Origin of the sequence: Pelomonas nitida, from assembly GCF_043555975.1 — a bacterium.
GTDB classification, from domain to species: Bacteria; Pseudomonadota; Gammaproteobacteria; order Burkholderiales; family Burkholderiaceae_C; genus Pelomonas; species Pelomonas nitida.
Genome location: NZ_JBIGIA010000003.1, coordinates 281368 through 304211, shown reverse-complemented (window position 1 = coordinate 304211; position 22844 = coordinate 281368). Strand labels below are relative to the sequence as shown.

At 71.4% G+C, this 22844-nt stretch carries 20 protein-coding genes; 4 read left to right on the top strand and 16 right to left on the bottom strand.

Going from position 1 to position 22844, the window contains the following annotated elements:
• Positions 1-50: 50 nt before the first annotated feature.
• The gene (gene cysT / locus ACG00X_RS05730) at positions 51-920 is read right to left on the bottom strand and encodes a sulfate ABC transporter permease subunit CysT (RefSeq protein WP_394487051.1); all 870 of its coding nucleotides are present in this window, start codon (positions 918-920) and stop codon (positions 51-53) included.
• 204 nt (positions 921-1124) lie between these two features.
• Positions 1125-2135 (bottom strand): sulfate ABC transporter substrate-binding protein, encoded by a 1011-nt coding sequence (locus ACG00X_RS05725; protein ID WP_394487050.1) that lies wholly within the window; start codon positions 2133-2135, stop codon positions 1125-1127.
• 205 nt (positions 2136-2340) lie between these two features.
• On the opposite strand from ACG00X_RS05725, the gene cynS reads away from it, so the two are divergent.
• Complete coding sequence (gene cynS, locus ACG00X_RS05720; protein ID WP_394487132.1) at positions 2341-2784, top strand: cyanase; 444 nt, start codon at positions 2341-2343, stop codon at positions 2782-2784.
• A 135-nt stretch (positions 2785-2919) separates the two neighbouring features.
• Positions 2920-3723 (top strand): hypothetical protein, encoded by an 804-nt coding sequence (locus ACG00X_RS05715; protein WP_394487048.1) that lies wholly within the window; start codon positions 2920-2922, stop codon positions 3721-3723.
• A gap of 39 nt (positions 3724-3762) precedes the next feature.
• Here ACG00X_RS05715 and ACG00X_RS05710 read toward each other — a convergent pair whose 3' ends face one another.
• The 4 genes from ACG00X_RS05710 to modB all read right to left on the bottom strand — a co-directional run bounded on the left by ACG00X_RS05710 (position 3763) and on the right by modB (position 6954).
• Entirely contained in the window at positions 3763-4566 is an 804-nt protein-coding gene (locus tag ACG00X_RS05710) for a TOBE domain-containing protein (RefSeq protein WP_394487046.1), read from the bottom strand.
• Between the two features lie 102 nt (positions 4567-4668).
• Positions 4669-5433 (bottom strand): ATP-binding cassette domain-containing protein, encoded by a 765-nt coding sequence (locus ACG00X_RS05705; protein ID WP_394487045.1) that lies wholly within the window; start codon positions 5431-5433, stop codon positions 4669-4671.
• A gap of 94 nt (positions 5434-5527) precedes the next feature.
• Positions 5528-6274 carry a molybdate ABC transporter substrate-binding protein gene (gene modA / locus ACG00X_RS05700; RefSeq protein WP_394487044.1) on the bottom strand — a complete coding sequence of 249 codons (747 nt, stop codon included), beginning with the start codon at positions 6272-6274 and terminating at the stop codon, positions 5528-5530.
• The gene (gene modB / locus ACG00X_RS05695; RefSeq protein WP_394487043.1) at positions 6271-6954 is read right to left on the bottom strand and encodes a molybdate ABC transporter permease subunit; all 684 of its coding nucleotides are present in this window, start codon (positions 6952-6954) and stop codon (positions 6271-6273) included. Before modB ends, modA begins: the two co-directional genes overlap by 4 nt.
• A gap of 96 nt (positions 6955-7050) precedes the next feature.
• Between modB and ACG00X_RS05690 the strand changes: the two genes are divergently transcribed.
• Entirely contained in the window at positions 7051-7986 is a 936-nt protein-coding gene (locus ACG00X_RS05690) for a VTT domain-containing protein (RefSeq protein WP_394487042.1), read from the top strand.
• A gap of 225 nt (positions 7987-8211) precedes the next feature.
• Complete coding sequence (locus ACG00X_RS05685; RefSeq protein WP_394487041.1) at positions 8212-8826, top strand: BON domain-containing protein; 615 nt, start codon at positions 8212-8214, stop codon at positions 8824-8826.
• Between the two features lie 29 nt (positions 8827-8855).
• Here the strand turns inward: ACG00X_RS05685 and ACG00X_RS05680 are convergent, their stop codons facing one another.
• The 10 genes from ACG00X_RS05680 to ACG00X_RS05635 form a co-directional block, all read right to left on the bottom strand.
• Positions 8856-10073, bottom strand: coding sequence for an acetate/propionate family kinase (locus ACG00X_RS05680; protein WP_394487040.1), 1218 nt, complete (start codon positions 10071-10073; stop codon positions 8856-8858).
• Entirely contained in the window at positions 10070-11479 is a 1410-nt protein-coding gene (locus tag ACG00X_RS05675; RefSeq protein ID WP_394487039.1) for a bifunctional enoyl-CoA hydratase/phosphate acetyltransferase, read from the bottom strand. Before ACG00X_RS05675 ends, ACG00X_RS05680 begins: the two co-directional genes overlap by 4 nt.
• 32 nt (positions 11480-11511) lie before the next feature.
• Positions 11512-12645: an ABC transporter permease gene (locus tag ACG00X_RS05670; protein WP_394487131.1), complete on the bottom strand. Its 1134-nt coding sequence runs from the start codon at positions 12643-12645 to the stop codon at positions 11512-11514.
• Positions 12646-12706: 61 nt separating this feature from the next.
• Positions 12707-15430 carry a ribosome-associated ATPase/putative transporter RbbA gene (gene rbbA, locus ACG00X_RS05665; RefSeq protein WP_394487038.1) on the bottom strand — a complete coding sequence of 908 codons (2724 nt, stop codon included), beginning with the start codon at positions 15428-15430 and terminating at the stop codon, positions 12707-12709.
• Between the two features lie 37 nt (positions 15431-15467).
• Entirely contained in the window at positions 15468-16556 is a 1089-nt protein-coding gene (locus tag ACG00X_RS05660; protein WP_394487037.1) for an HlyD family secretion protein, read from the bottom strand.
• Positions 16553-17965: an efflux transporter outer membrane subunit gene (locus ACG00X_RS05655; protein ID WP_394487035.1), complete on the bottom strand. Its 1413-nt coding sequence runs from the start codon at positions 17963-17965 to the stop codon at positions 16553-16555. Before ACG00X_RS05655 ends, ACG00X_RS05660 begins: the two co-directional genes overlap by 4 nt.
• Positions 17966-17969: 4 nt before the next feature.
• The gene (fabI, locus tag ACG00X_RS05650) at positions 17970-18737 is read right to left on the bottom strand and encodes an enoyl-ACP reductase FabI (protein ID WP_394487034.1); all 768 of its coding nucleotides are present in this window, start codon (positions 18735-18737) and stop codon (positions 17970-17972) included.
• A gap of 1 nt (position 18738) precedes the next feature.
• A complete protein-coding gene (locus ACG00X_RS05645) occupies positions 18739-20487 on the bottom strand; it encodes a PHA/PHB synthase family protein (protein ID WP_394487033.1) in 1749 nt (582 codons plus the stop codon).
• Between the two features lie 192 nt (positions 20488-20679).
• Entirely contained in the window at positions 20680-22221 is a 1542-nt protein-coding gene (locus ACG00X_RS05640; protein WP_394487032.1) for a cellulase family glycosylhydrolase, read from the bottom strand.
• 32 nt (positions 22222-22253) lie between these two features.
• Positions 22254-22823 (bottom strand): LemA family protein, encoded by a 570-nt coding sequence (locus ACG00X_RS05635; RefSeq protein ID WP_394487031.1) that lies wholly within the window; start codon positions 22821-22823, stop codon positions 22254-22256.
• Between the last annotated feature and the right edge of the window lie 21 nt (positions 22824-22844).

Here is a 22844-nt window from a genome sequence, read left to right as displayed (position 1 = left end):
GGCCGCGCGCGCCCTGATGGGGGCCGGGGTGAAACGAAGGTGGGGGTTCATCATTTGCGCGCTCCGCGTTGCGAGGCCCAGGCCTGCAGGCCGTTGATGACGAGCAGCAGCACGAAGCTGAAGATCAGCATCACGGCCGCTATTGCCGTGGCGCCCACATAGTCGTACTGCTCCAGCTTGGAGATGATCATCAGCGGCGTGATCTCGCTGACCAGCGGGATGTTGCCGGCGATGAAGATGACCGAGCCGTACTCGCCGACCGCGCGCGCGAAGGCCAGCGCGAAGCCGGTCAGCAGCGCCGGCAGCAGCGTGGGCAGCACCACGTAGCGGAAGGTCGTCCAGCGCCGTGCGCCCAGCGACGCGGCGGCTTCCTCCAGCTCGGTCTCCATGTCCTCCAGCACGGGCTGCACGGTGCGCACGATGAAGGGCAGGCCGATGAAGATCAGCGCCAGCAGCACGCCCACCGGCGTGAAGGCGATCTTGGCGCCGTCGGCACCGAACAGGAAGGCCAGCGCGCCGCCCGGCGCGAACAGCGAGCCGACCCAGCCGTTGGGCGCGTACAGCGCCGTCAGCGCAATGCCGGCCACGGCGGTGGGCAGCGCGAAGGGCAGGTCGATGAGCGCGTCCACCAGCTTCTTGCCGGGGAACTCGTAGCGCACGATGCACCAAGCCAGGATCAGCCCGAAGACCAGGTTGATGCCCGCCGCGAGCAGCGAGGCGCCGAAGCTGAGCTTGTACGACGCGACGACGCGCGGCGACGTGACGGCTGCCCAGAACGCGTCGAACCCATGGCCCGACGATTTCAGGAACACCGCCGCCAGCGGGATCAGCACGATCAGCGACAGGTAGAACAGCGTGAAGCCCAACGTCGGCGCAAAGCCGGGCAGGACACGGCGTCTACTCAGGGAGAAAGAAGTCATGTGGTTTTGGTGTTCTGGCAGTTCGGGCCGAGCGCCGGGCCGCCCCCAAGCCGGCCCGCTTAGGCGATGTGCGAGCGGCTCCATGCCGCGAGCATCGCCATCCCCTCGGGGGCTGAGGCCGGACACAGGGCGTCCAGTGGACGGCCTGTGCCTGCCGAAGCTCTGCGGCAATGCCGCAGAGCGGTCCCGACAAGAGGCTGTAGGTCAGCGTTTGATTGATGCCATCACCTGATCAAACGTGCCGCCATCGGCGAAATGCGTCTTGCCGACCTTGTCCCAGCCGCCCAGCGCCTTGTCGACGGTGAACAGCTTGATGTTGGCGAAACGCTGCGCGTGCTTCTTGAAGACGGCCGGGTCGCGCGGGCGGAAGTTGTTCTTCGCGATGATCTCCTGCGCCTCCGGGCTCCAGTGGAAGTCGAGGTAAGCCTTGGCCAGCGCGGCCGTGCCCTTCTTGGCGGCGACCTTGTCGACCAGTGCGACCGGTGCGTCGGTCTCGATGGAGATGCTGGGGTTGACCTGCTCGAACTGGCCCTTGCCGAACTCGTTCTCGATCAGCTCCACCTCGGCCTCGAAGGTGACGAGCACATCGCCGATGCCGCGCTGCGTGAACGTGGTGGTGGCGCCGCGGCCGCCGCCGTCCAGCACGGGCACGTTGGCGAAGACCTTGGAGACGAAGTCCTTGGCCTGGGCGTCGCTGCCGCCGGTGGCCACGACGCTGCCCCATGCGGCCAGGTAGCCGTAGCGGCCGTTGCCGGTGACCTTGGGGTTGGGAATGATGACCTGCACGCCGGGGCGGGCCAGGTCAGCCCAGTCCTTGATGCCCTTGGGGTTGCCCTTGCGCACCAGGAACAGCATGGTCGAGGAGTAGGGCGCCGAGGCGTTGGGGAAGCGGTTGCGCCAGTCGGCCGGCGTCAGGCCGGCGGAGGCCAGCTGGTCGACGTCGGTGGCTTGGTTCATCGTCACGACGTCGGCCTCCAGCCCGCTGATGACGGCGCCGATCTGCTTGCTGGAACCGCCATGGCTCTGGTTGACCGTCACGGCCTGGCCCTTGGCCTTCTGCGCGGCAACGAAGGCCGGGTTGATCTGCTTGTAGAGCTCGCGCGCCACGTCGTAGGAGACGTTCAGCAGCGTCGGGTCGGCTGCCAGTGCGGGCAGTGCCGTCGTGGAGGCGAACAAGGCCAGCAGGGCGCGGCGGGTGGTCAGGAAAGTGGGCATGGCGGGGCCGGGCGATGGAACGAAGGCGTGAGGGTGCCCAAAGTCGCTTATTCGCGGAACGACAGTTTTCTTATTTCCATATTCGGAAGCCGCCTTTGGATGGCATGGCGCTTGCTGCCGTCATGAGCGAGGGCCGGGCCCGCTTCTGCGAACTTGCCGCGCGCCCGCCCTTGCCATGCCACCCCTGCCGGAGTTCTCCATGCCGCTGAGCCGCCTCGACGTCACCGAAAAAATCATCGCCACCAAGGTGGCCAAGGGCCTGAAATGGGCGGATGTGGCGCAGGCCGTGGGCCTGAGCAAGGAGTGGGTCACGGCCGGCTGCCTGGGCCAGATGACCTTCAACGACGAGCAGGCCGCGACGCTGGCCGGCCTGTTCGACCTGACCGAGGCCGAGGCGCAGTGGCTCAAGGTGGTGCCCTACAAGGGCAGCCTCCCCACGGCGGTGCCGACCGACCCGCTGATCTACCGCTTCTACGAGCTGATCAGCGTCTACGGCACCACGTTCAAGGAGCTGATCCACGAGGAATTCGGCGACGGCATCATGAGCGCCATCGACTTCAAGATGGACTTGCATCGGGAGCCCCACCCGGCGGGTGACCGGGTGAGCATCGTCATGAGCGGCAAGTTCCTGCCGTACAAGACGTACTGACACCGCTACCGAGCGGTGCCGCGAGAGTCGCCGCGAGAGGCGCGCTTGCGCAGATGCAAAGGGCGCCCCGGCGAGGCTTCGCGGTACATTGCCGCCCGCATTCACAGACAGGGCGCTGCAGCGCGGGAGACAACCATGAGCACTGAACACCACCCCCAGGACATCGCGGTCCGCTTCACGGCCGCCCGCGCCGCCGGCCAGTCGTTGCCGGCCTACCCGGGCACGCTGCCGGCCACGCTGGCCGAGGCCTACGCCACCCAGGCGGCGGCCATTGCCCGCTGGCCTGACGCCGTGGCCGGCTGGAAGGTCGCCCGCGTGAACCCGGCCTTCGCCACGCAGTTCCCCGAGGAGCGTCTCATCGGCCCCGCGTTCGCGCCCAATGTGCACCGCGTGGCCGCCGGTGGCACGGCGACCTGCCCGGTGTTCGAGGGCGGCTTCGCGGCCGTGGAGGCCGAGGTGGTCATCGTCGTCGCGCAGGACGCACCCGCCGGCAAGGCCGACTGGACGGCCGACACCGTGCTGCCGTTCGTCAAGTCCATGCACATCGGCGTGGAAGTGGCCAGCAGCCCGCTCGCGACGCTGAACGACCTCGGCCCCGGCGCGGTCATCTCCGACTTCGGCAACAACTGGGGTGTCGTCGTCGGCGCCGAGATCGCCAACTGGCGCGAGCTGGAAACCATCGATGTCGAGACCTTCATCGACGGTCAGTCGGTGGGCACCGGCAAGGTCGCCATCAAGCCCGGCCCGCTGGGCGCGCTGGCCTTCACGCTGAACAAGCGCGCGCAGCAAGGCACGATCCTGAAGGCCGGCGACGTGATCTCCACCGGCATGATCACCGGCGTGCACGACATCCGCGCCGGCCAGCAGTCGCGCCACGTGTTCGCGGGCGCGGGCGAGGTGAATGTGCGCATCACCAAGGCGGGCGCGGCGGCCGCCTGAGCGGCAGCCACCGCCGGTGGCGCCCTGATGCGCGGGCGCTCAGGCCCGCACCGCCAGCATCACCGCATAGGCCTTGAACACGGCGGTGGCCGGCTGGCCCACGGCGAGGTTGAGCCCGTCCACGGCATCGTTGGTGACGCTGGCCGTCACGACGGTGCCGCCCGGCAGCGTCAGCCCGATCAGCGACGACACGGCGCCGCGCTCCACGCGCGAGACGGTGCCGGCCAGCTGATTGCGGGCGGACAGCCGGTAGCCGCCGAAGTCGGTGACCAGCAACACCTCGCTGGCCTTCACGAGCGCCAGCGCCTCCTTGCCGGTCTGCACCTGCAGCTCCTGCGCGGCCTGCGTGGTCAGCGACGCGGTGACCTCCTGGCCGCCGTCCAGCGTGACGCGCACGGTGGTGGTCGAGGGGCCCGGGTTCACGCCGGCGATGCGGCCGTGGAACTGGTTGCGGGCGGTGGTCTTCATGGACATCCTCTTCAGCAGCGCGTCGAGCGCGGGTTGGGTGGCCAGCCAGCTGGCCTGTTCGTGCAGAAAGGCGGCATGCCGGACCTGCAGTTCGCGCCAGGCGGCCAGCAGCGCCAGGCCGTCGGCGGTGAGCCGCGTGCCGCCGCCGCCCGTGCCGCCCGTGGCGGTTTCGAGCAGCGGCGCGTGGGTCAGCGCGGCGGCGGCGTCCAGCACGAGCCAGGCGCCTTTGTAGCTGTAGCCGGCGGCGCGGGCGGCCTTCTGCAGCGAGCCGGTCAGCGCGAGGGCGGCCAGCAGGTCGAAGAAGCGGCCGTCGAGCCGGCCGGCCAGGCGCAGCTCGCCTTGCAGCAGCGGGTGATCAGTGGGCAGCAGGCTCAAGGGAAAGGGTGGGCGGTGGCGGGGCGCCATCATCGCCTGTGCCCGTGGACGAGGGCGGTCGTCGGCGTGAAGGCGGATGTGCCGGCGCCGGTGGCCGCCGCGTCAAGCCAGCTCGGCCTTCAGCAAGGCCAGGCGCCGCTGCTCGTCGGCGCTGGGCGCGGGGAGGTCGTCCAGCGCGGCGTGGCCCTGGCCGGCGGCGAGGTCCACCGTGCGGGTGATGCGGCCGCCGTCGACGACGTAGGCACGCTGCGCCAGCGCGGCGACGTCGTCGAGGTCGTGCGTGATCATGACGGCCGGGATGCCCCAGCGCTCGCGCACGGCGCGCAGCTCGTCGCGCAACTGGCGGCGCAGCAGCGGGTTCAGCGCGGTGAAGGGTTCGTCCAGCAGCAGCACCTGCGGGTTGCTGGCCAGCGCGCGAGCGAGGGCCACGCGTTGCTGCTGGCCGCCGGACAGCGTGGCCGGCCGGCTGCGCGCCATGGCCGTGAGGCCGAAGGCCTCGATCAACTCGTCCACCCGCGCGGCATCGGCCGGCTTGAGGCGGCGCCGCCAGTCGGTCAGCCCGAAGGCGATGTTGTCGCGCACGCTGAGGTGGGGAAACAGCGCGTAGTGCTGGAACAGATAGCCCACGCCGCGCGCCTCGGGCGGCAGGTTGATGCCGGCGGCGGTGTCGAGCAGCGCGCGCCCGTTCAGCCGCACGTGGCCGGCGCCCACCGGCAGCAGTCCGGCCATGGCCTGCAGCGTCAGCGACTTGCCGGCGCCCGACGGCCCGTACAGCGCAACGAAGGGCGCGTCGGTGGCGAAGGCGATGTCCAGGTCGAAGCGGCGCCGGGCGTCGCTGACCGAGAGCTGGAGTGCGACGTCGATCACCGGGGCTGCGGCCCGCAGGCCGGTTGTGCGCGCACCGCCCCGGCCGCGCGGGGCCGAGAAGAGGGGCGGGGTGGCGGTTGAAACGGCATGGCGATCAGGGCTGCGGCCGGCCGAAGCCGTAGCGCGCCAGGATGGCCTGCGCCTCGGTGCTGGCGAGGTAGGCGACGAAATCCCGCGCGAGTGCCGGCTGCTTGCTGTCGGCGACGATGGCGGCCGGGTAGGTGACCGGCGCATGGCCGCCCACCGTCATCGCGATGCTGACCTTGCCCTTGGCGAGCTCGGCGTCGGTGCGGTAGACGAAGGCGGCCTCGACCTCGCCGCGCGACACGTAGTCCAGCACCTGGCGCACGTTGTCGGCGAAGACGATCTTGGGCTGCAGTGCCGCCCACAGCTGGGCCCCTTCCAGCGCTTGCTGCGTGTAACGCCCCACCGGCACGGTGGCGACCTTGCCGACGGCGACGCGCTTCACCTCGGACTTGCCCAGGTCGGCCAGCGCCGCCACGGCGGGCGCGCCCTGGGCTGGCGTGATCAGCACCAGCGAGTTGGCGGCGAAGTCGCGGCGCGAGTCGGCGGCCACGAGCTTTTGCTCCACGCCGCGGTTCATCGTTTCCTGGTCGGCGCTGGCGAACACATCGGCCGGTGCGCCCTGTGCGATCTGCTGCAGCAGCACGCCCGAGGCCGCGAAATTGAAGCGCACGCTGGCACCGGGCCGCGCGGCCTCGAACTTGGGGCCGATCTCCTTGAACGCATCCGTCAGGCTGGCGGCGGCCGAGACGGTGAGCTGCTGCGCCGAGGCCAGCAGGGGAAGGGCGAGGGACAGCGCGAGCAGCAGGCGTTTCATGACGTGGAGCGTTGCAGGTAGCGGTTGGACAGGACGAGGATGGCGACGGACACGGCGGAGACGACCAGCGCCAGCATCAGCGCCAGCTCGTCGTGGCCGGCCTGGACGGCGTCGTAGATGGCCATGGAGGCGGTCTGGGTCTGGCCGGGAATGGAGCCGGCCACCATCAGCGAGGCGCCGAACTCGCCCATCGCGCGGGCGAAGGCCAGCAGCGTGCCGGCGAGGATGCCGGGCCAGGCCAGCGGCAGCGTGACGCGCACAAAGGTGCTCCAGCGCGACTGCCGCAGCGTGCGCGCTGCGGCCTCCAACTGGCCGTCCACCTGCGCGAACGCGCTGCTCGCCGCCTTGAGCACCAGCGGCAGCGCCACCAGCGTGGAGGCCAGCACGGCGCCGTGCCAGTGGAAGATGACCGTGTAGTCGAAGTGCTCGCGCAGCCAGGCGCCCAGCGCGCTGCGCCGGCCCATCAGCACCAGGATGCCGTAGCCCAGCACCGTGGGCGGCAGCACCAGCGGCAGCATGCAGATGGCCTCCAGCAGGCCGCGCCCCGGCAGCCGGGTGCGGGCGAACACCCAGCCCAGCGCCACGCCCAGCAGCAGCGCCAGGACGGTGGCGACCAGGGCCACGCGCAGCGTCAGCGTCAGTGGCGCGGCGTCGAACTGGGTCCAGAGATCGGTGGGCATGGCTTCGTACTGTAGTTCAGTACATTGCGAAGGCCGGAGCGCCCTCGCCGCAGCGAAGGGCTTGTGGCCGCGGCTATGCTCGCCGCCCCACCCGTCATGGACTACCTGACCGATCTCTTCGCCCACCACGGCTTGCTGGCCGTGGCGCTCGCCGTGCTGCTGGAGCAGCTCGGTGCGCCGCTGCCGTCCACGCCGGTGCTGCTGCTGGCGGGCGTCGCGTCGGCCCACCATGCCGGTTTCGCGCTGCAGGCCTTCGCCACGGCGACGCTGGCGGCCATGGCGGCCAACGCGCTGTGGTTCGCCGCCGGGCGGCGGCTCGGGCGGCGCGTGCTCACCACGCTGTGCCGCATCTCCATCTCGCCGGACAGCTGCGTGCGCCAGAACGAGGCCAGCTTCGCCCGCCGCGGCGTGCTGACGCTGGTCATCGCCAAGTTCGTGCCGGGGCTGTCCATCCTGGCGCCGCCGCTGGCTGGCGCCTTGGGCATGCCGGCGCGGCGTTTCCTGGGCTGGAACCTGCTCGGCTCGGCGCTGTGGGCCGGCGCGTCGATTGCGGTCGGCAGCGTCTTCCACACGCAGATCGGCGCGCTGTTGCGGGCACTCAGCCAGCTGGGCAGCCTGGCGCTGGCCATCGGCGGCGTGGTGGTGCTGGCCTATCTGGGCTGGCGGCTGTGGCGCCGTGCGCAGCTGCGCCGTGAGCTGGATCGTTTCGAGCGCCTGGCGCCGGCCGAGGCGCTGGCGCTGCGCGACGGGCGTGCCGACATCGTCTTCGTCGATGTGCGCGCCCGGGCGCCCGGCCTGCCGCTGCCCACGCGCATCCCCGGCGCGCGTCACCTGGATCTCGGCGCCCTGGGCGACACGGCGCTGGCCGGCTGGCCGGTGGCGTCCGAGTTCATCACCTATTGCGCCTGCCCCAACGATGCCTCGGCCGTGCGTGCGGCGCAGTGGCTCAAGACCCAGGGGCGGCAGGCCCGCGTGCTGCACGGCGGCATCGACGCCTGGGTGCAGGCCGGCCTCGCGCTCGAGACGGCCTGAGCCGCGACGGCCGCGGCGTCGGCACCGTCCGACAGGCCACTGCGACGGCGGCCGATGGGGCGCCGGACCCTGGCCGGCCACAGTTGCTGCATGGCCGAGCGACGCAGGCAGCGCGGCGACGGCGATGCCGGCAGCAACGACACCGGCCGCAGCCGAACTGCCTGTTTAAGCGGCGCTTGTGCAGGTCGCCCCCAGGCCTGTTGACCCCGCATGAAGGAGACGGAGATGAGTTTCAGAGACGTCTTTTCCCGAGACGACCGCGAAGTGCGGTCGCTGATCACGCCCGACGGCAACCTGCGCGTGGCGCCCGACGCCAAGCCGGTGCCGACACCGGCCCCCCGCGTGCTGCTGCGCCGCCCGGCGCCACGCCCCCGGGCGCGCGTGCTGCCCTGGGTGCTCGCCATCGCGGCCGGTGCGGCCGCCGCGCTGATCGGCATGGCCGTGATGCAGGACTCGCGCTCGGTCGGCACCCAGCTGGACGACGCGGTGGCCGGCGTGCGCAACGCGGGCGATCAGGCCGGCCAGGCCGTGTCTGATTCGCAGACGGCGGCCGTGCAGGCCTCGCGCGACGCGCTGATGGGCGTGGGTGCTGCCATCGACGACGCCGGCATCACCGCCAAGGTGAAGGCCGCGCTGGCCGTCGACCCGGCGCTCAGCGCGGCGCGCATCGAGGTGAGCACCGAACGCGGCATCGTGCGCCTGGACGGCCCCGCGCCCGACGCCACCGCGCGCGAGCGCGCCGGCGTGTTGGCGGCGGCACCTGCGGGCGTGCGCGTGGTGGACAACCGGCTGACGGTGCCGGCCGCACCCGGCGTGAGCGTGGCCGCCGCGCCGCGCTGATCGCCCCGGCCGGGCCTGGCGCCCGGTCGTCAGGCCGCGCCGGGTGTGGCGGCCAGCACGCGCAGCGCGTGCCGCGCCGCCACCCATTCCTCGTTCGCCGGCTCCACGGCCACGCGCACGGTGCTCTGAGCCGCCGAGATGACCGGCGCATGCGCGGCGTTGGCGGCGGCGTCGAGGCTGGCGCCGAGGAAGCCCAGCCCCTGGACGACGCGCTCGCGGATCTCCGCCTGGTGCTCGCCGATGCCGGCGGTGAACACCAGCAGGTCCAGCCCGCCCAGCACCGCCACGAGGGCGCCGATCTCGCGCACGATGCGGCGCACGAACAGCGCCAGCGCCGCCGCGCAGCGCGGGTCGTCGGCCTCGTGGGCCAGCAGCTCGCGCGGCTCGGCGGAGCGGCCCGAGACGCCCAGCAGGCCGGACTGGTGATAGAGCAGCTGGCCCACGTCGTGCAGGCTCAGGCCCTCGATCTCCATCAGGTAGAGCACGGCGCCGGGGTCCAGCGCGCCGCAGCGCGTGCCCATCATCAGGCCGTCGAGGGCCGAGAAGCCCATCGTCGTGGCCACACTGCGCAGGCCCTGCAGCGCGCACAGGCTGGCGCCGCTGCCGAGGTGGGCCACGATGCAGCGGCCGCTGGCCTGGGCGCCATGCCGCTCCGGCAGCACCAGCGACTGGTATTCGTACGACAGGCCATGAAAGCCATAGCGCCGCAGGCCGCGTTCCCAGGCCGAGTAGGGCAGCGGCAGCATCTGCTCGACTTGCGGCAGGCTGCGATGGAAGGCGGTGTCGAAGCAGGCCACCTGCGGCAGCGTGGGGTGCAGTTGCAGCAGCGCCTCCATGGCCTCCAGCGCGAAGGGCTGGTGCAGCGGCGCCAGCGGGATGTAGCTGCGCAACTCGGCCAGCACGCCGGCGTCCACGCGCACCGGCTCGGCATGCGCGGCGCCGCCGTGCACGACGCGGTGGGCCACGGCCTGCAGCGGCGTGCTGCCCAGGCGCTCGCGCAGCGCCGCCAGGATGGCCGCCAGCGCGTCGTGATACGGCGCGGCGTCGCCCAGCGGCAGCGGGCGGTCGGTGCCGTCCTGCGTCTGCAGCCGAGGCGCTGGGCCGCCGATGCCCAGCACCTTGCCGCCCCACCAGGGCCGGCGCGGCAGCGCCTGCAGGCCGGCACTGGCGTCGAACAGCGCGAACTTGATGCTGGACGAGCCGCAGTTCAGTACGGCGACGACGAGGTCGGGCGCGGTGTCGCTCACGGCGGCGTGCTCCGGTAGTGGTGGGCCAGCAGCACGGCCAGCGCGCAGGAGGCGATGCGCGACTCGGCGCTGTCGGCGCGGCTCGTCAGCACCACGGGCACGCGGGTGCCCAGCACGATGCCGGCGCTGGCCGCGCCGCCCAGGTACTCCAGCTGCTTGGCCAGCATGTTGCCGCTCTCCAGGTCGGGCACCACCAGCACGTCGGCCTGGCCGGCCACGTCGGACTGGATGCCTTTGATGCGCGCCGCGGCGATGGAGACGGCGTTGTCGAAGGCGAGCGGCCCGTCCAGGTCGGCGCCGGCGATCTGGCCGCGGTCGGCCATCTTGCACAGCGCGGCGGCGTCCAGCGTGGCCGGCATGCGCGGGTTCACGGTCTCCACGGCGGCCAGGATGGCGACCTTGGGCCGGGCCACGCCGATGGCCTGGGCCAGCTCGATGGCGTTGCGCACGATGTCGGCCTTCTGCTCCAGCGACGGCGTGATGTTGAGCGCGGCGTCGGTGATGATGAAGGGGCGCGGGTAGGCCGGCGTCTGCATCAGGAAGCAGTGGCTCGCGCGGCGCTTGGTGCGCAGCCCGGCGGCGGGGTCCAGCACGGCGGACATGAGCTCGTCGGTGTGCAGACTGCCTTTCATCAGCGCCTGCACGTCGCCCCGGGCGGCCATCGCGGCGGCGTGTTCGGCGGCGGCGTGGCTGTGCTCCACGTCTTCCACCTGCAGGCCGGTGAGGTCCCAGCCACGCGCGTCGGCCACGGCCTGCAGCCGTGCGCGCGGCGCCACCAGCACCGGCTCGATGAGGCCGGCCGCGCGCGCCTGCAGCGCCGCTTCGAGGCTGACGTCGTCGCAGGGGTGGACGACGGCCACCTTCAGCGCGCCCAGCGAGCGCACGGCCGCCAGCAGCCGGGCCTGGCCGTCCGGCCCTGCGCTGAGCCGCACCTCGGGCAGCTGGTGGGCGCGCCATTCGATGCGCTCGGTGGGCGCCATCACCTGGGCCTCGCCGTCGATGACGAGCTTGCCGTCCTGGTTCAGGCAGCGGCAGGCCAGCGTCAGGCGGTGGTGGTTCGCTTCCTTGGTGCTGACGGTGACGCTGACGCGCAGCACGTCGCCGATGTGCACCGGGGCAAGGAACTTCAGCGTCTGGCCGAGGTAGATGGTGCCGGGCCCGGGCAGGCGTGTGCCCAGCACGGCCGAGATCAACGCGCCGCCGAACATGCCGTGGGCGATGACGCCCTGAAAGCGGGTGGAGGCGGCGAACTGTGCGTCCAGGTGCTGGGGGTTCAGGTCGCCGGAGAGCACGGCGAAGAGTTGCAGGTCCGCTGCGGTGACGGTGCGTTCGAGCGTGGCGGTCTCGCCGACGGCGATCTCGTCGAACGTGCGGTTGCGCAGCAGGTCCAGGGCCGGGGTGTTCATGGGTCTCCTAGGGGCGGGGCGGCGGTGCGGGTTCAGGCCATCAGGCTGATGGTCTTGCGAAAGCGTGACAGCGCGGCGATGAAGAGCACGCTGCCGATGGCGAGCACGGCCAGCAGTTGCGGCCACACGACGGCCAGCCCCGCGCCGCGGTACAAGATGGCCTGCGATGCGGCGACGAAATGCGTCGTCGGTGCTGCCTGCATGATCCAGCGCACCATGTCGGGCATGCTCTCCTGCGGCGTGACGCCACCGGACAGCATCTGCAGCGGCAGCAGCACCAGCACCAGCAGCATGCCGAACTGCGGCATGGAGCGCGCCAGCGTGGCCAGGAAGATGCCCAGCGACGTGGTGGCGAACAGGTGCAGCGCCGCGGCCACGCCGAACAGCGCCACCGAGCCCTGCACCGGCACGCCCAGTGCGCCCTGCACGACGAAGGTCAGCGACGCCATCGCGGCGAGCAGCACCACCAGGCCCATGGACCAGACCTTGGCCAGCATGATCTCGCCCGGCGTCACGGGCATCACGAGCAGGTGCTCCACGGTGCCGTGTTCACGCTCGCGGATCAGCGCTGCGCCGGTCAGGATGATGGAGAGCATGGTCACGTTGTTGATGATCTCCATCAGCGAGCCGAACCAGCTGTGCTCCATGTTGGGGTTGAAGCGCATGCGCAGCGCCAGGTCCACCGGCGGCGCGGTGCTGCCGCTGTGGCGCTGCACGAAGCCGGCCACCTCCGCTGCCACGATCTGCTGCACGTAGCCGCCGCCGGTGAAGGCCTGGCTCATGCGCGTGGCGTCGACGTTGAGCTGCAGCGCTGGCGCGCGGCCGGCCAGCACGTCGCGCTGGAAGCCCGGCGGGATGACCAGCACGAAGGTGTAATCGCCGCGGTCCATGCCGGCGTCGATCTCGCGCGCCGTGATCATGTCGGGACTGCGAAAGCGCGGCGGATAGAAGCTCGCGATCAGCCGGGCCGACAGCGGCGATCCGTCTTCGTCGACGACGGCGATGGCCGCGTGGCGCAGGCTCTCGGGCATGGCCGTGGCCGCCGTGTAGATGGACAGGCTGAAGGTGTAGACGATGAGCACCAGCATCATCGGGTCGCGCCACAGGCTCCACAGCTCCTTGACGCCGAGGCGGTAGACATGCGCGAGGTTCAGCCGTCGGCGCATGCCGGGGCGCCTTGCGGAGCCGGCGCCAGGCGCCGCGCCTGCACTGGGGTTCTCGCTCATCTCAGGTCTCCTGCTTGCGCAACAGCGCCATGGCCAGGCCCAGGATGACCGGCACGGCCACGGCCAGCGGCCACAGGCTGGTCGCCAGGTCCTGCAGGCCCAGCGCCTTGTTGAACACGCCGCGGCTCATGGTCAGGAAATGCGCAGCCGGATAGACCTTGCCGACGAGCGCGCCCACGCCTTCCAGCGACGACACGGGGTCGATGAGGCCGGCGAACTGCACGCAGGGGACGACGGTGCCGATCATCGTGATGAACAGCGCGGCGATCTGGCTGCGTGTGAACGTCGAGGCCAGCAGCCCGAGCCCGGTGGCTGCGGTGACGTACAGCAGCGCGGCCAGGCTCAGGGCCGCCAGGCTGCCCTTCAGCGGCACGTCAAACAGCGTCACCGCCAGGCCGACCAGCATGAAGAAGTTCAGCATGGCCAGCAGCACATAGGGCAGCTGCTTGCCGAGCAGGAATTCGCTGCGGCGCACCGGCGTCACGTAGAGGTTGAGGATGGAGCCGAGCTCCTTCTCGCGCACCACCGACAGCGCGGTCAGCATGGCCGGGATCATCATCAACAGCATCGGGATGACCGCCGGCACCATGGCCTGCAGGCTCTTCACGTCGGGGTTGTAGCGGTAGCGCAGCTCCACGCTGCTGAGGCTGGCCGGCGTGGCGCCCAGCCGCTCGCGCGCCATCTCGACCAGCCACAGCTGATGCATGGCCATGGCGTAGCCGCGCGCCGTCTCGCCGCGCGACGGCATGGCGCCGTCGACCCACACGCCGATCTGGGCGGCGCGGCCGCGCGCCACGTCGCGCGCGAAGCCGTGCGGGATCTCCACCGCCACGGCCAGCTCGCCGGCCCGCATGCGCCGGTCGAGCTCGGCGTGGTCGTGCAGCGGTGGCTGCTCGAGAAAGTAGCGGGAGCCGGCCAGGCGCTGCGTGTAGCTCTGGCTCAGGCCGGTCTGGTCCTGGTCCAGCACGGCATAGCGCAGGTTCTCGACGTCCATGCTGATGCCGTAGCCCATGATGAACATCAGGATGGCCGTGCCCAGCAGCGCCAGCGTGGCGCGTACCGGGTCGCGGCGCAGCTCCAGCGCCTCGCGCAGGCTGTAGCTCCAGGCGCGCGTGAGGCTGAAGCGGCGCGAAGGCGCCACGGGCGTCACCGCCTCCGCCGGCGCCTGGGCGGCGGGCGCGTGGGGGGCTGGCGCCTCGGCGCCGGCGGCTTCCTGCAGGTAGGCGATGAAGGCCTGCTCCAGGCTGGCCGCACCGCGCGAGGCCTGGATGGCGGCCGGGGTGTCGCTGACGAGCACGCGGCCGGCGTGCATCAGCGACACGCGGTCGCAGCGCAAGGCCTCGTTCATGAAGTGCGTGGAGATGAAGATGGTCACACCATCGCGGCGGGCCAACTCCACCATCAGCTGCCAGAACATGTCGCGCGCCACCGGGTCGACACCCGAGGTCGGCTCATCCAGGATGAGCAGCTCCGGCCGGTGCACCATGGCCACGGCCAGCGACAGCCGTTGGCGCAAGCCCAGCGGCAGCGTCTCGGGCAGGCTGTGCTGCACCTCGACCAGGTCGAAGCGCGCCAGCATCTCGTCCACGCGCGGCTCGATGTCGCTCACCTCGAACAGCCGGGCATGCAGCACCAGGTTCTGCCGCACGGTCAGCTCGCCGTAGAGCGAGAAGGCCTGCGTCATGTAGCCGACGCGGCCGCGCGTCTGCAGGTCGCGCGGGTCCACCTCGCGGCCGAACAGCCAGGCCTGCCCCTCGCTGGCGCTGAGCAGGCCGGTCAGCATCTTCATCGTCGTCGACTTGCCGCAGCCATTGGAGCCGAGGAAGCCGAAGATCTCGCCGCGGCGGATGCGGAAGTCGACATGGTCCACGGCCGTGAAGTCGCCGAAGCGCATCGTCAGCCCGCGGGCCTCGATGGCGATCTGTGCATCGGCGTCGGCCGCCAGCGGCGGCACCACGACCTCGCGGTGCCCGCGCCGCCGCTCTTCGGGCAGCAGCGCGATGAAGGCCTGCTCCAGCGCGGCATGCGTGCCGCGCAGCTCGGCGGGTGTGCCGGTGGCCAGCACGCGGCCGGCGTCCATGGCGACCAGCCAGTCGAAGCCCTCGGCCTCGTCCATGTAGGCCGTTGCCACGACGACGCTCATGCCGGGCCGCTGCGCGCGGATGCGCGCGATCAGCTGCCAGAACTGCGCGCGCGACAGCGGGTCCACGCCGGTGGTGGGCTCGTCGAGGATGAGCAGGTCGGGGTCGTGGATGAGCGCGCAGCACAGCCCGAGCTTTTGCTTCATGCCGCCCGACAGCTTGCCCGCAGGCCGGGCGAGGAAGGGCAGCAGCCCGGTGCTGCCGCACAGCTCGTCGATGCGCCGCCGCCGCTCCGGCGCGCTGTGGCCGAACAGGCGGCCGAAGAACTGCAGGTTCTCCTCGACCGACAGCGTCGGGTAGAGGTTGCGGCCCAGCCCCTGCGGCATGTAGGCGATGCAGGGGCAGACGGCTTCGCGGTGCGCGCGCGAGGCCATGTCGCCGCCCAGCACCTCCAGCTGCCCGTCTTGCAGCGCGCGTGCGCCGGCCATCAGCGACAGCAGGCTGGACTTGCCGACGCCGTCGGGCCCGATGAGGCCCAGCATGCGCCCGGCCGGCAGCGTCAGCGAGACGTCGTCCAGTGCCCGGGTCTTGCCGTAGTGCAGGCGCAAGCCCTGCAGGCGCGCCAGGGGTGTCGGGTCGGTCATCGCCGTTGTCTGCTATGGGCGCGGGGGAGGGCAGGCTTCATTGGTCGACCAGCTTGGCCAGCGAGGCAGGCCAGGCCTGCTGCGCGTCCAGCCGCACCCAGGCGACGCCGGGCAGGCCGGTCTTGACCTGGTCGGCATGCCGCTGCAGCAGCGCCGGGTCGATCTGGGCCCGCACGCGGAACATCAGCTTCTGGCGTTCGCTGGCCGTCTCCACGGTCTTGGGCGTGAACTGGGCGGTGCTGGAGACGAACGACACCTTCGCCGGGATGACCAGCCCGGGGGCGGCGTCCAGCACGAGGCGCACCTCGCTGCCCAGCGCCAGCCGGCCGGCGACGGCCTCGGGCACGAAGAAGCTCATGTAGACATCGCTGAGGTCCACGAGGTTGAGCACCTTGCCGCCGGCGCCCAGCACCTCGCCGGCCTCGGCGATGCGGTATTGCACGCGGCCCGCGCGTGGTGCCGTCAGCAGCGCGTCGTCGAGGTCGGCCTTGACGCGGTCCACCGTGGCGCTGCCGGCCTTGACGGTGGCCTTGGTGCCGACGGCCTGCGTGCGTGCGGCCTCGATGGCGGCCGTGGCGGCGGCCACCTGGGCCTGCGCCGCGCTCAGTGCGGCCTCCACGCTGCGCACGCGGGCGCGGTCGTCGTCCAGCTCCTGCTCGGACGACGCGCCCTCCTGGGCCAGCGCCTGCGAGCGCGACAGGCGGCGGCGGGCGGCGTCCAGCTCGGCCTCGCGCTGCGCAACGACGGCCTGCGCGGCGCGGCGGTCGCTTTCGCGCACGGCGATCTGGGCCTGCGCGCTGTCGACGGTGGACTCGGCCTGCCGCAGCCGTGCCTGGGCCTCGGCGTATTGCGCCTCCAGGCTCTGCACCTGCAGCCGGGCGAGCGGCTGGCCGGCGCGCACGAAGTCGCCCTCGCCCACCATGACGTCCTGCAAGCGACCGGGCAGCTTGGTGGCGATGTCGATCTCGGTCGCCTCGATGCGGCCGTTGCCCTGCACGAAGGCGTCGCCCGGGGTGGGGGCGTGCCAGCGTGTCCAGGCCCAGGCGGCGAGTGCGAGCACGGCCACGGCGCCCGCAGCGGGGATCAGCAGGGCTCGGAGGGCGGGCTTGGCGGTCGGGGCGGTCATGGCTGGCTTCCCAGGAGGGCGGGTTGGGCAGTGGTTGTGGAGGAGGGCAGCGGGCCGCCACCGAGTGCGGCGTACAGGCTGGCCTGGCTGGCCAGCAGCGCGCGTCGCACCTGGACCTGCTGCTGCTCGGCCGCGAGCAGGTCGCGCTGGGCGTCGAGCACCTGCAGGAAGTCGGCGGCGCCGGTGTCGTAGCGGCGCTGGGCCAGGTGGGCGCGGTCGGCCTGGGTGGCCAGCGTCTGATCGGCAATGGCGAGCTGTTCGGCCAGGTGCTGGCGGGCCGACAACGCGTCGTTGACGTCGCGCAGCGCCTGTTGAACCGCGCGCTCATAACTCAGCAGTGCCTGGCGGCGGCGGGCTTGCTGCACGGCCAGGTTCTGCTCGCGGCGGCCGCCGTCGAGCAGCGGTAGCGCCACGTCGGGGGTCAGGCTCCAGGCGCTGCTGCCCGGTTTCAGCAAGCCGGACAGCTCCGCGCTGGCACTGCCGAAGGCGGCGGTCAGGCTGATGCGCGGCAGGTAGGCGGCGCGTGCGGCTTCGATGTTGGCATCGGCCGCGAGCAGCTGGTGTTCGGCGGCGATCAGGTCGGGCCGTTGGCGCAGCAGATCTGCCGGCAGGCCGGCCTGCAGCGGTGGCAGTTCGGCCAGCCGGGGCTCGGCCGAGGCCGGCGTGCCACCGACCAGCAGCGACAGCGCCTGCCACTGCGCCTCGCGCTGCTGCTGCAGCTGCGACACCAGCGCGGCGGCCTGCGTCTGCAGCAGCTGCACCTGCGTCAGCGCCAGGCGCGATGTGGCGCCCAGTTCGACGCGGCGCTTGAAGATGCGCAGCGACTCCTCACGGCTGTCCAGCGTGCGCCGGGCGAGCCGCAGGCGCTCGTCCAGCTCGGCCAGCTGCAGCCAGGTCTGGGCCACCTGTTGCACCAGGGACAGCGTGACCGCCTGCGCGGCCGAATCGCTGGCGAGCCAGGCCTCGCGCGCAGCGTCGTCGAGCCGCGCGAGGCGGCCCCACAGATCCAGCTCCCAACTGGCCAGCCCCAGTCCCAGCTGGAACTGCTCGCCGAGTAGCGGGCGCCGCGTGATGCTCAGGTCTGCCGGCACGCGGCTGCGCTGCGCCTGGGCGTCGAGGGCGACCTGTGGGCGGCGCTGGCTGGCCTGCACGCCGGCGAGCGCCTGTGCCTCGTCGAGCCGTGCGAGTGCGAGCGCGCGGTCGCGGTTGTTGGCCAGCGCCTGCCGGATCACGGCCTGCAGCGCCGGGTCGGTGAAGTAATCGCCCCAGGCCGGCGGCGTGGCGGCCGGTTGGCTGGGGGCGCCGGCGTAGTGCGGGGGCAGGTCGTGCGCGGGCGTCGGATGGGGTGTCAGGGGCGCGCAGCCAGCGAGCATGGCGGCCACCAGGGCCGTCGGAAGGGTCCGGTTCATCAGGTCATCCCAGGATGTGCAGGCCGGCATCGACGTAGAGCACGTTGCCGGTGAGGGCGCGGCCGGGTTCGCTGGCCAGGAAGCGGCACAGCGCGCCCACTTCGTCGATGTCCACCAGCCGGCGCAGCGGTGCGCGTTCGCGCGAACGCTCGAGCAGTTCGTCGAAATGCGGCAGCCCGGAGGCGGCGCGCGTGGCCATGGGCCCGGGCGACACCGCGTTCACGCTGATGCCCTTGGGGCCCAGCTCGGCGGCCAGATAGCGCACGCTGGATTCCAGCGCCGCCTTGACCGGCCCCATGAGGCCGTAGTTGGCCACCACCTCCTCGGCGCCGAGGTAGCTCATCGTGACCAGGCTGCCGCCCTGGGTCATCAGCGGTTCGGCCAGGCGCGCCATGCGCAGGAAGGAGTGGCAGGAGATGTCCATGGCCCGCGCGAAGCCGGCCGCGCTGCTGTCGACGACGCGGCCCTGCAGGTCGGCCTTGGGCGCGAACGCGATGGAGTGCACGAGGAAATCCAGCCCGCCCCAGGTGTTGTCGATGGCGGCGAACACGGCCTCCAGCTCGTCGGGGCGCTCCACGTCCAGCGGCAGGCGCAGCGTGGCACCGAGCTGGTCGGCCAGCGGCTCGACATGCGGCCGCGCCTTGTCGTTGAGCCAGGTCAGCGCGAGCTCGGCGCCTGCGGCCCGGCAGGCGCGGGCACAACCCCAGGCGATGCTCTGGTCGTTGGCGATGCCGACGATGAGGCCGCGGCGGCCTTGCAGTTCGCCACTCATGTCAGCGCTCCATCACGTACAGGCCCGGCGCGTCGCCCAGCGGCGGTGCCGTCTTGGCGCCCAGCCGGGGCGGTTTCACCAGGGGGCCGCTGCGGGCCTGCAGCCAGGCGGCCCAGTCGGGCCACCACGAGCCTTCCTGCGCGGGTGTGGCGGCCAGCCAGTCATTGGGGGCGACATAGGGCTGACCGGGCGCGGCGGTGGCGGCGCGGTAATGGCGGTGGCCGTCGCCCGGCGGGTTGACGACGCCGGCGTTGTGGCCGCCGCTGGTCAGCGCAAAGCGGATCTCGGCCGGGCACAGGTGATGCAGCTTGTAGACCGAACGCCACGGCGCGACGTGGTCGGTCTCGGTGCCGACAAGATAGAGCGGCAGGTGCAGGCTGCTGAGCGCGACGGCGTGGCCGCCGACCTCGTAGCGGCCTTCGGCGAGGTCGTTGCGCAGGAACAGCTGGCGCAGGTAGTCGCTGTGCATGCGGGCAGGCATGCGCGTGGAGTCGGCATTCCAGGCCATCAGCGCATTCAGCCGTGTGCGGTCGCCCAGCAGGTAGTCCTGCACCAGGCGCGACCACAGCAGGTCGTAGGAGCGCAGCATCTGGAAGGCGCCGGCCATCTGCTCGGCGCGCAGATAGCCGGTCTCCTTCATCTGCGCCTCCAGCATGCCCAGCTGGCTTTCGTCGATGAACAGGCTCAGCTCGCCGGGTTCGCTGAAGTCCGTCTGCGCGGCGAACAGCGTCAGCGAGGCCAGCCGCGCATCGCCGTCGCGGGCCATGGCCGTGGCGGCCAGCGCCAGCAGCGTGCCGCCCAGGCAATAACCCACCGCATGCACGGGCTGGCGAGGCACGACGGCGTTGATGACACGCAGCGCCTCGGCGATGCCCAGCTGCAGGTAGTCCTCCATGCCCAGCTCGCGCTGCTCGGCGCCCGGGTTCTTCCAGGAGATCGCGAACACGGTGTGGCCCTGGCGCACGAGGTACTCGATCAGCGAGCTGCCGGGCGCCAGGTCGAGGATGTAGTACTTCATGATCCAGGCCGGCACGATGAGCAGCGGCTCGGCGTGCACCTGTTCTGTCTGCGGCGTGTACTGGATCAGCTCCATCAGCTCGTTGCGCCAGACGACCTGGCCGGGCGTCATCGCGAGGTTGCGGCCGGCGGCGAAGGCCTCGGTGCCGGCGGGCGGCGCGCCGCTTTGCAGGCGCTGTGCGTCGTCCAGCCAGTCCTGCAGACCGCGCAGGAAGTTCTGGCCACCCTGTTCGGCCGCGCGGCGCAGCACCAGCGGGTTGGTCCAGGGCAGGTTGGCCGGCGAGCCCACGTCCAGCCACTGGCGGGTCCAGAAGCTCATCAAGTCGGTGTGGTGCTTCTCGACACCCCAGACCGGCCCCGTCGCCTGTGCCCACCAGGCCTCCTGCAGCACGAAGGCCTGCTGCATCACATTGAAGGGCCAGCGCTGCCAATCCGGTGCCGCAAAGCGCCGGTCGGCCAGCGGCGCCTCGGGCGGGCTGGCCGTCTCCGAACCGGGCAGTTGCAGCGTGGCCGCAGCGCTCTGCAGCGCATAGTCGGCCCAGGCGCGGGCCTGCTGCTGGGCTAGCGTGCCGAGCTCGGCACAGCGGCCCGGCGACAGCGCCAGGTGCGTGGCCCAGTCGGCCAGCGCCAGGCCCGGTGCGATGAGCGACAGTGAGCGCGTGCCCCGCGCCAGCGTCGCGTGAAACAGATCGTCCAGGCGTTCGGTGGGTGAGCGGGCTAGCGTGTCGGTCATGCGGACTCCCTGTGTCGCCTGGCTCGCCGCGAGCCAGGCGTTGCCAATGTAGGCGGCCCGACGCGCACACCATTTGACGCAGGTTAAGTCACCGACCGATCAGTTGGTTTTCATTCGTGGTCATCAAGCAGACATGAACATGCCGGCGAGCATCACTGCTGGCCGGCATCTGGCATCAGCACGCCGCGAGGCTCAGGGTGTGCAAATGCCGGTGTTGGTGGTGGAGCCGTCCCACAGGCGCTTGAGGTTGTTGTATTTGCCGGTGTTCACCGTGAGCCAGTCGTCCTGCAGGATGCCGCCGGTGTCGCCGCTGTTGGGGTTCCACGACCAGTAGAAGAAGTTGCGGACGCCCTTGCACTTGAGCCAGTCGACGAAGCGGGTCTGCCAAACCTGGTCGGCACCGCCGAACCTGCCGCCGAACTCGCCCAGCACGACCGCGTAGCTGCCCATGAAGCGGCCAAATTGCTGCTGCCAGATGCCCGGCATGTTGTCCGGGAACCCCGCCGACGCCTGGAAGTACGCCTGCGCGGCGACGTCCGGCCCGTAGATGTGTGGCGACAGCACGAGCTTGCTGCGGGGCACTTTGGCTGCGTCGATGGGGTAGCACTCCACCGGCTCGATGTTGCCGCCCCACCAGTGGCCGTAGGTCGACTCGCAGATGCCGCCGTTGTCCGAGATGCCCTCCACGAAGATGAGGGCCTTCGGGTTTGCGGCCAGCACGGCGGCCCCGGCGCGCTCGGCGGCGAGCTTCCAGTCGGTGGCGATGTCGCCGTTGCCCCAGTGCGCCCCGTGCCCGTAGTCGGCGTGGGGCTCGTTCTTCAGGTCGATGCCGATGACGTTGGCGACATTCTTGTAGCGCGTGGCGACGAAGACGAGATCGTTGACCCAGTCGTCCAGCGAGTAGCCGGGGATCTGCGGCGTGGTGGAGATGGCATTGCAGTCGGGGCGGTGGTGGTCGAGCAGCACGTACATGCCGCGGCTGGCCATCTCGCCGATGAGCCGGTCCATGGCCTGCAGCGGCGTCTTGCCCTTCAGGTCGGGGTTCAGCGAGGACTCCACGCTGCCGGTGTAGGAGGTGGCATGCAGCGCCTTCGGGCAGAACGGCAGCCGCACGGCGTTGAAGCCCAGGGTCTGCATCTGCTGGATCATGTCCTTGTAGCCGCGCGACCACAGCCCGTGGGCGATGTTGTCGGGCGTCTCGAAGCCGAACCAGTTCACGCCGCGCATCGACACGGTGGCGCCGTTGGCGTCGACGATCTTGTTGCCGCTGACGCTGAAAGGCGGCTTGAAGTCGCCCTTGGGGCCGATGTTGAGGTCGTCGGTCGGTGTGGTGCCGCCCCCACCTCCGCCGCCGGAGCTGGCGCCCTCTTCGGTCAGATTGAACGCCGTGGTCAGCGGTGCGGTGCCGTTGCCACAGAAGCCCACCTCGAACTGCTGGTTGGCCTGCGGCGGCGAGTTCCAGCTCAGCCCCTTGGCGGTGTACGTGCTGCCGCTGTTGGTGAAGACGGCATTCCAGCTGCTGGTGACCTGGCCGCCGGGCAGGTCGAAGGTCAGCGTCCAAGCCCCGCCGGGGGCGTTGCTGGTGTTGGCGATCATGGCCGAGACGCAGAAGCCGCCGCTCCAGGCGTTGATCTTGGGCGTGAGCGTGAGGGCCGCATGGGCCGTCGGCATGAGCAGGGCACAGCCGAAGCCAGCCGCAGCCAGCGTGCGCAGGCGGGCGATGAATCGCTTCATTGAGGGTCTCCTTGCGTGGAGGAAGAGGGGCGTCAGCGGCCAGCGTCGGCGTAGCGAACGAAATCCGGCCGCTCCTCGTATCCGAGCAGCCTGGCGGCCAGACCGCGCGGCAGGTGCTGGATGCCTTCGTTGTAGGCCGCCAGTGCCTGGCGGTAGCGTTCGCGGGCGCTGTCTACCGTGGCCTGGCCCTGCGTCAGGGACCGGCCCAGCGCCTGCACGTGGCTGTCTGCGGCTAGCGGCGGGGCGTCGCGCAGCGCGGCCAGCAGCCGGAACAGCCCGCCGGTGCACTCGGCGCGCACCTGTTTGTAGAGATCGAAGCGCCGCGCGTCGTCGATGACGGGGCCGCCGCTGTCGAACTGGGCGAGCAGGTTGCAGCGCGAGCGGGCGTTGGTGCGCACCGCCGCGTCGAGTGCGGGCTGCGCGTCGGCCAGCGCGAGGACGGCGGGCATCTCGGCGAACTGCGCCTGCTCGGCGCGGTGCAGCTCGGTCCAGCGGCTGAGGACATCTTGTTCGCGCCGGTCCAGGTCGCGTGCGGTCAGCACGGCGAAGCCGCCGGCAGCCGCGGCGGCGAGCAGTGCCAGCGTGAGGAGGGTCTTGTTCATGGATGTGGCCTTTGCGCGAAG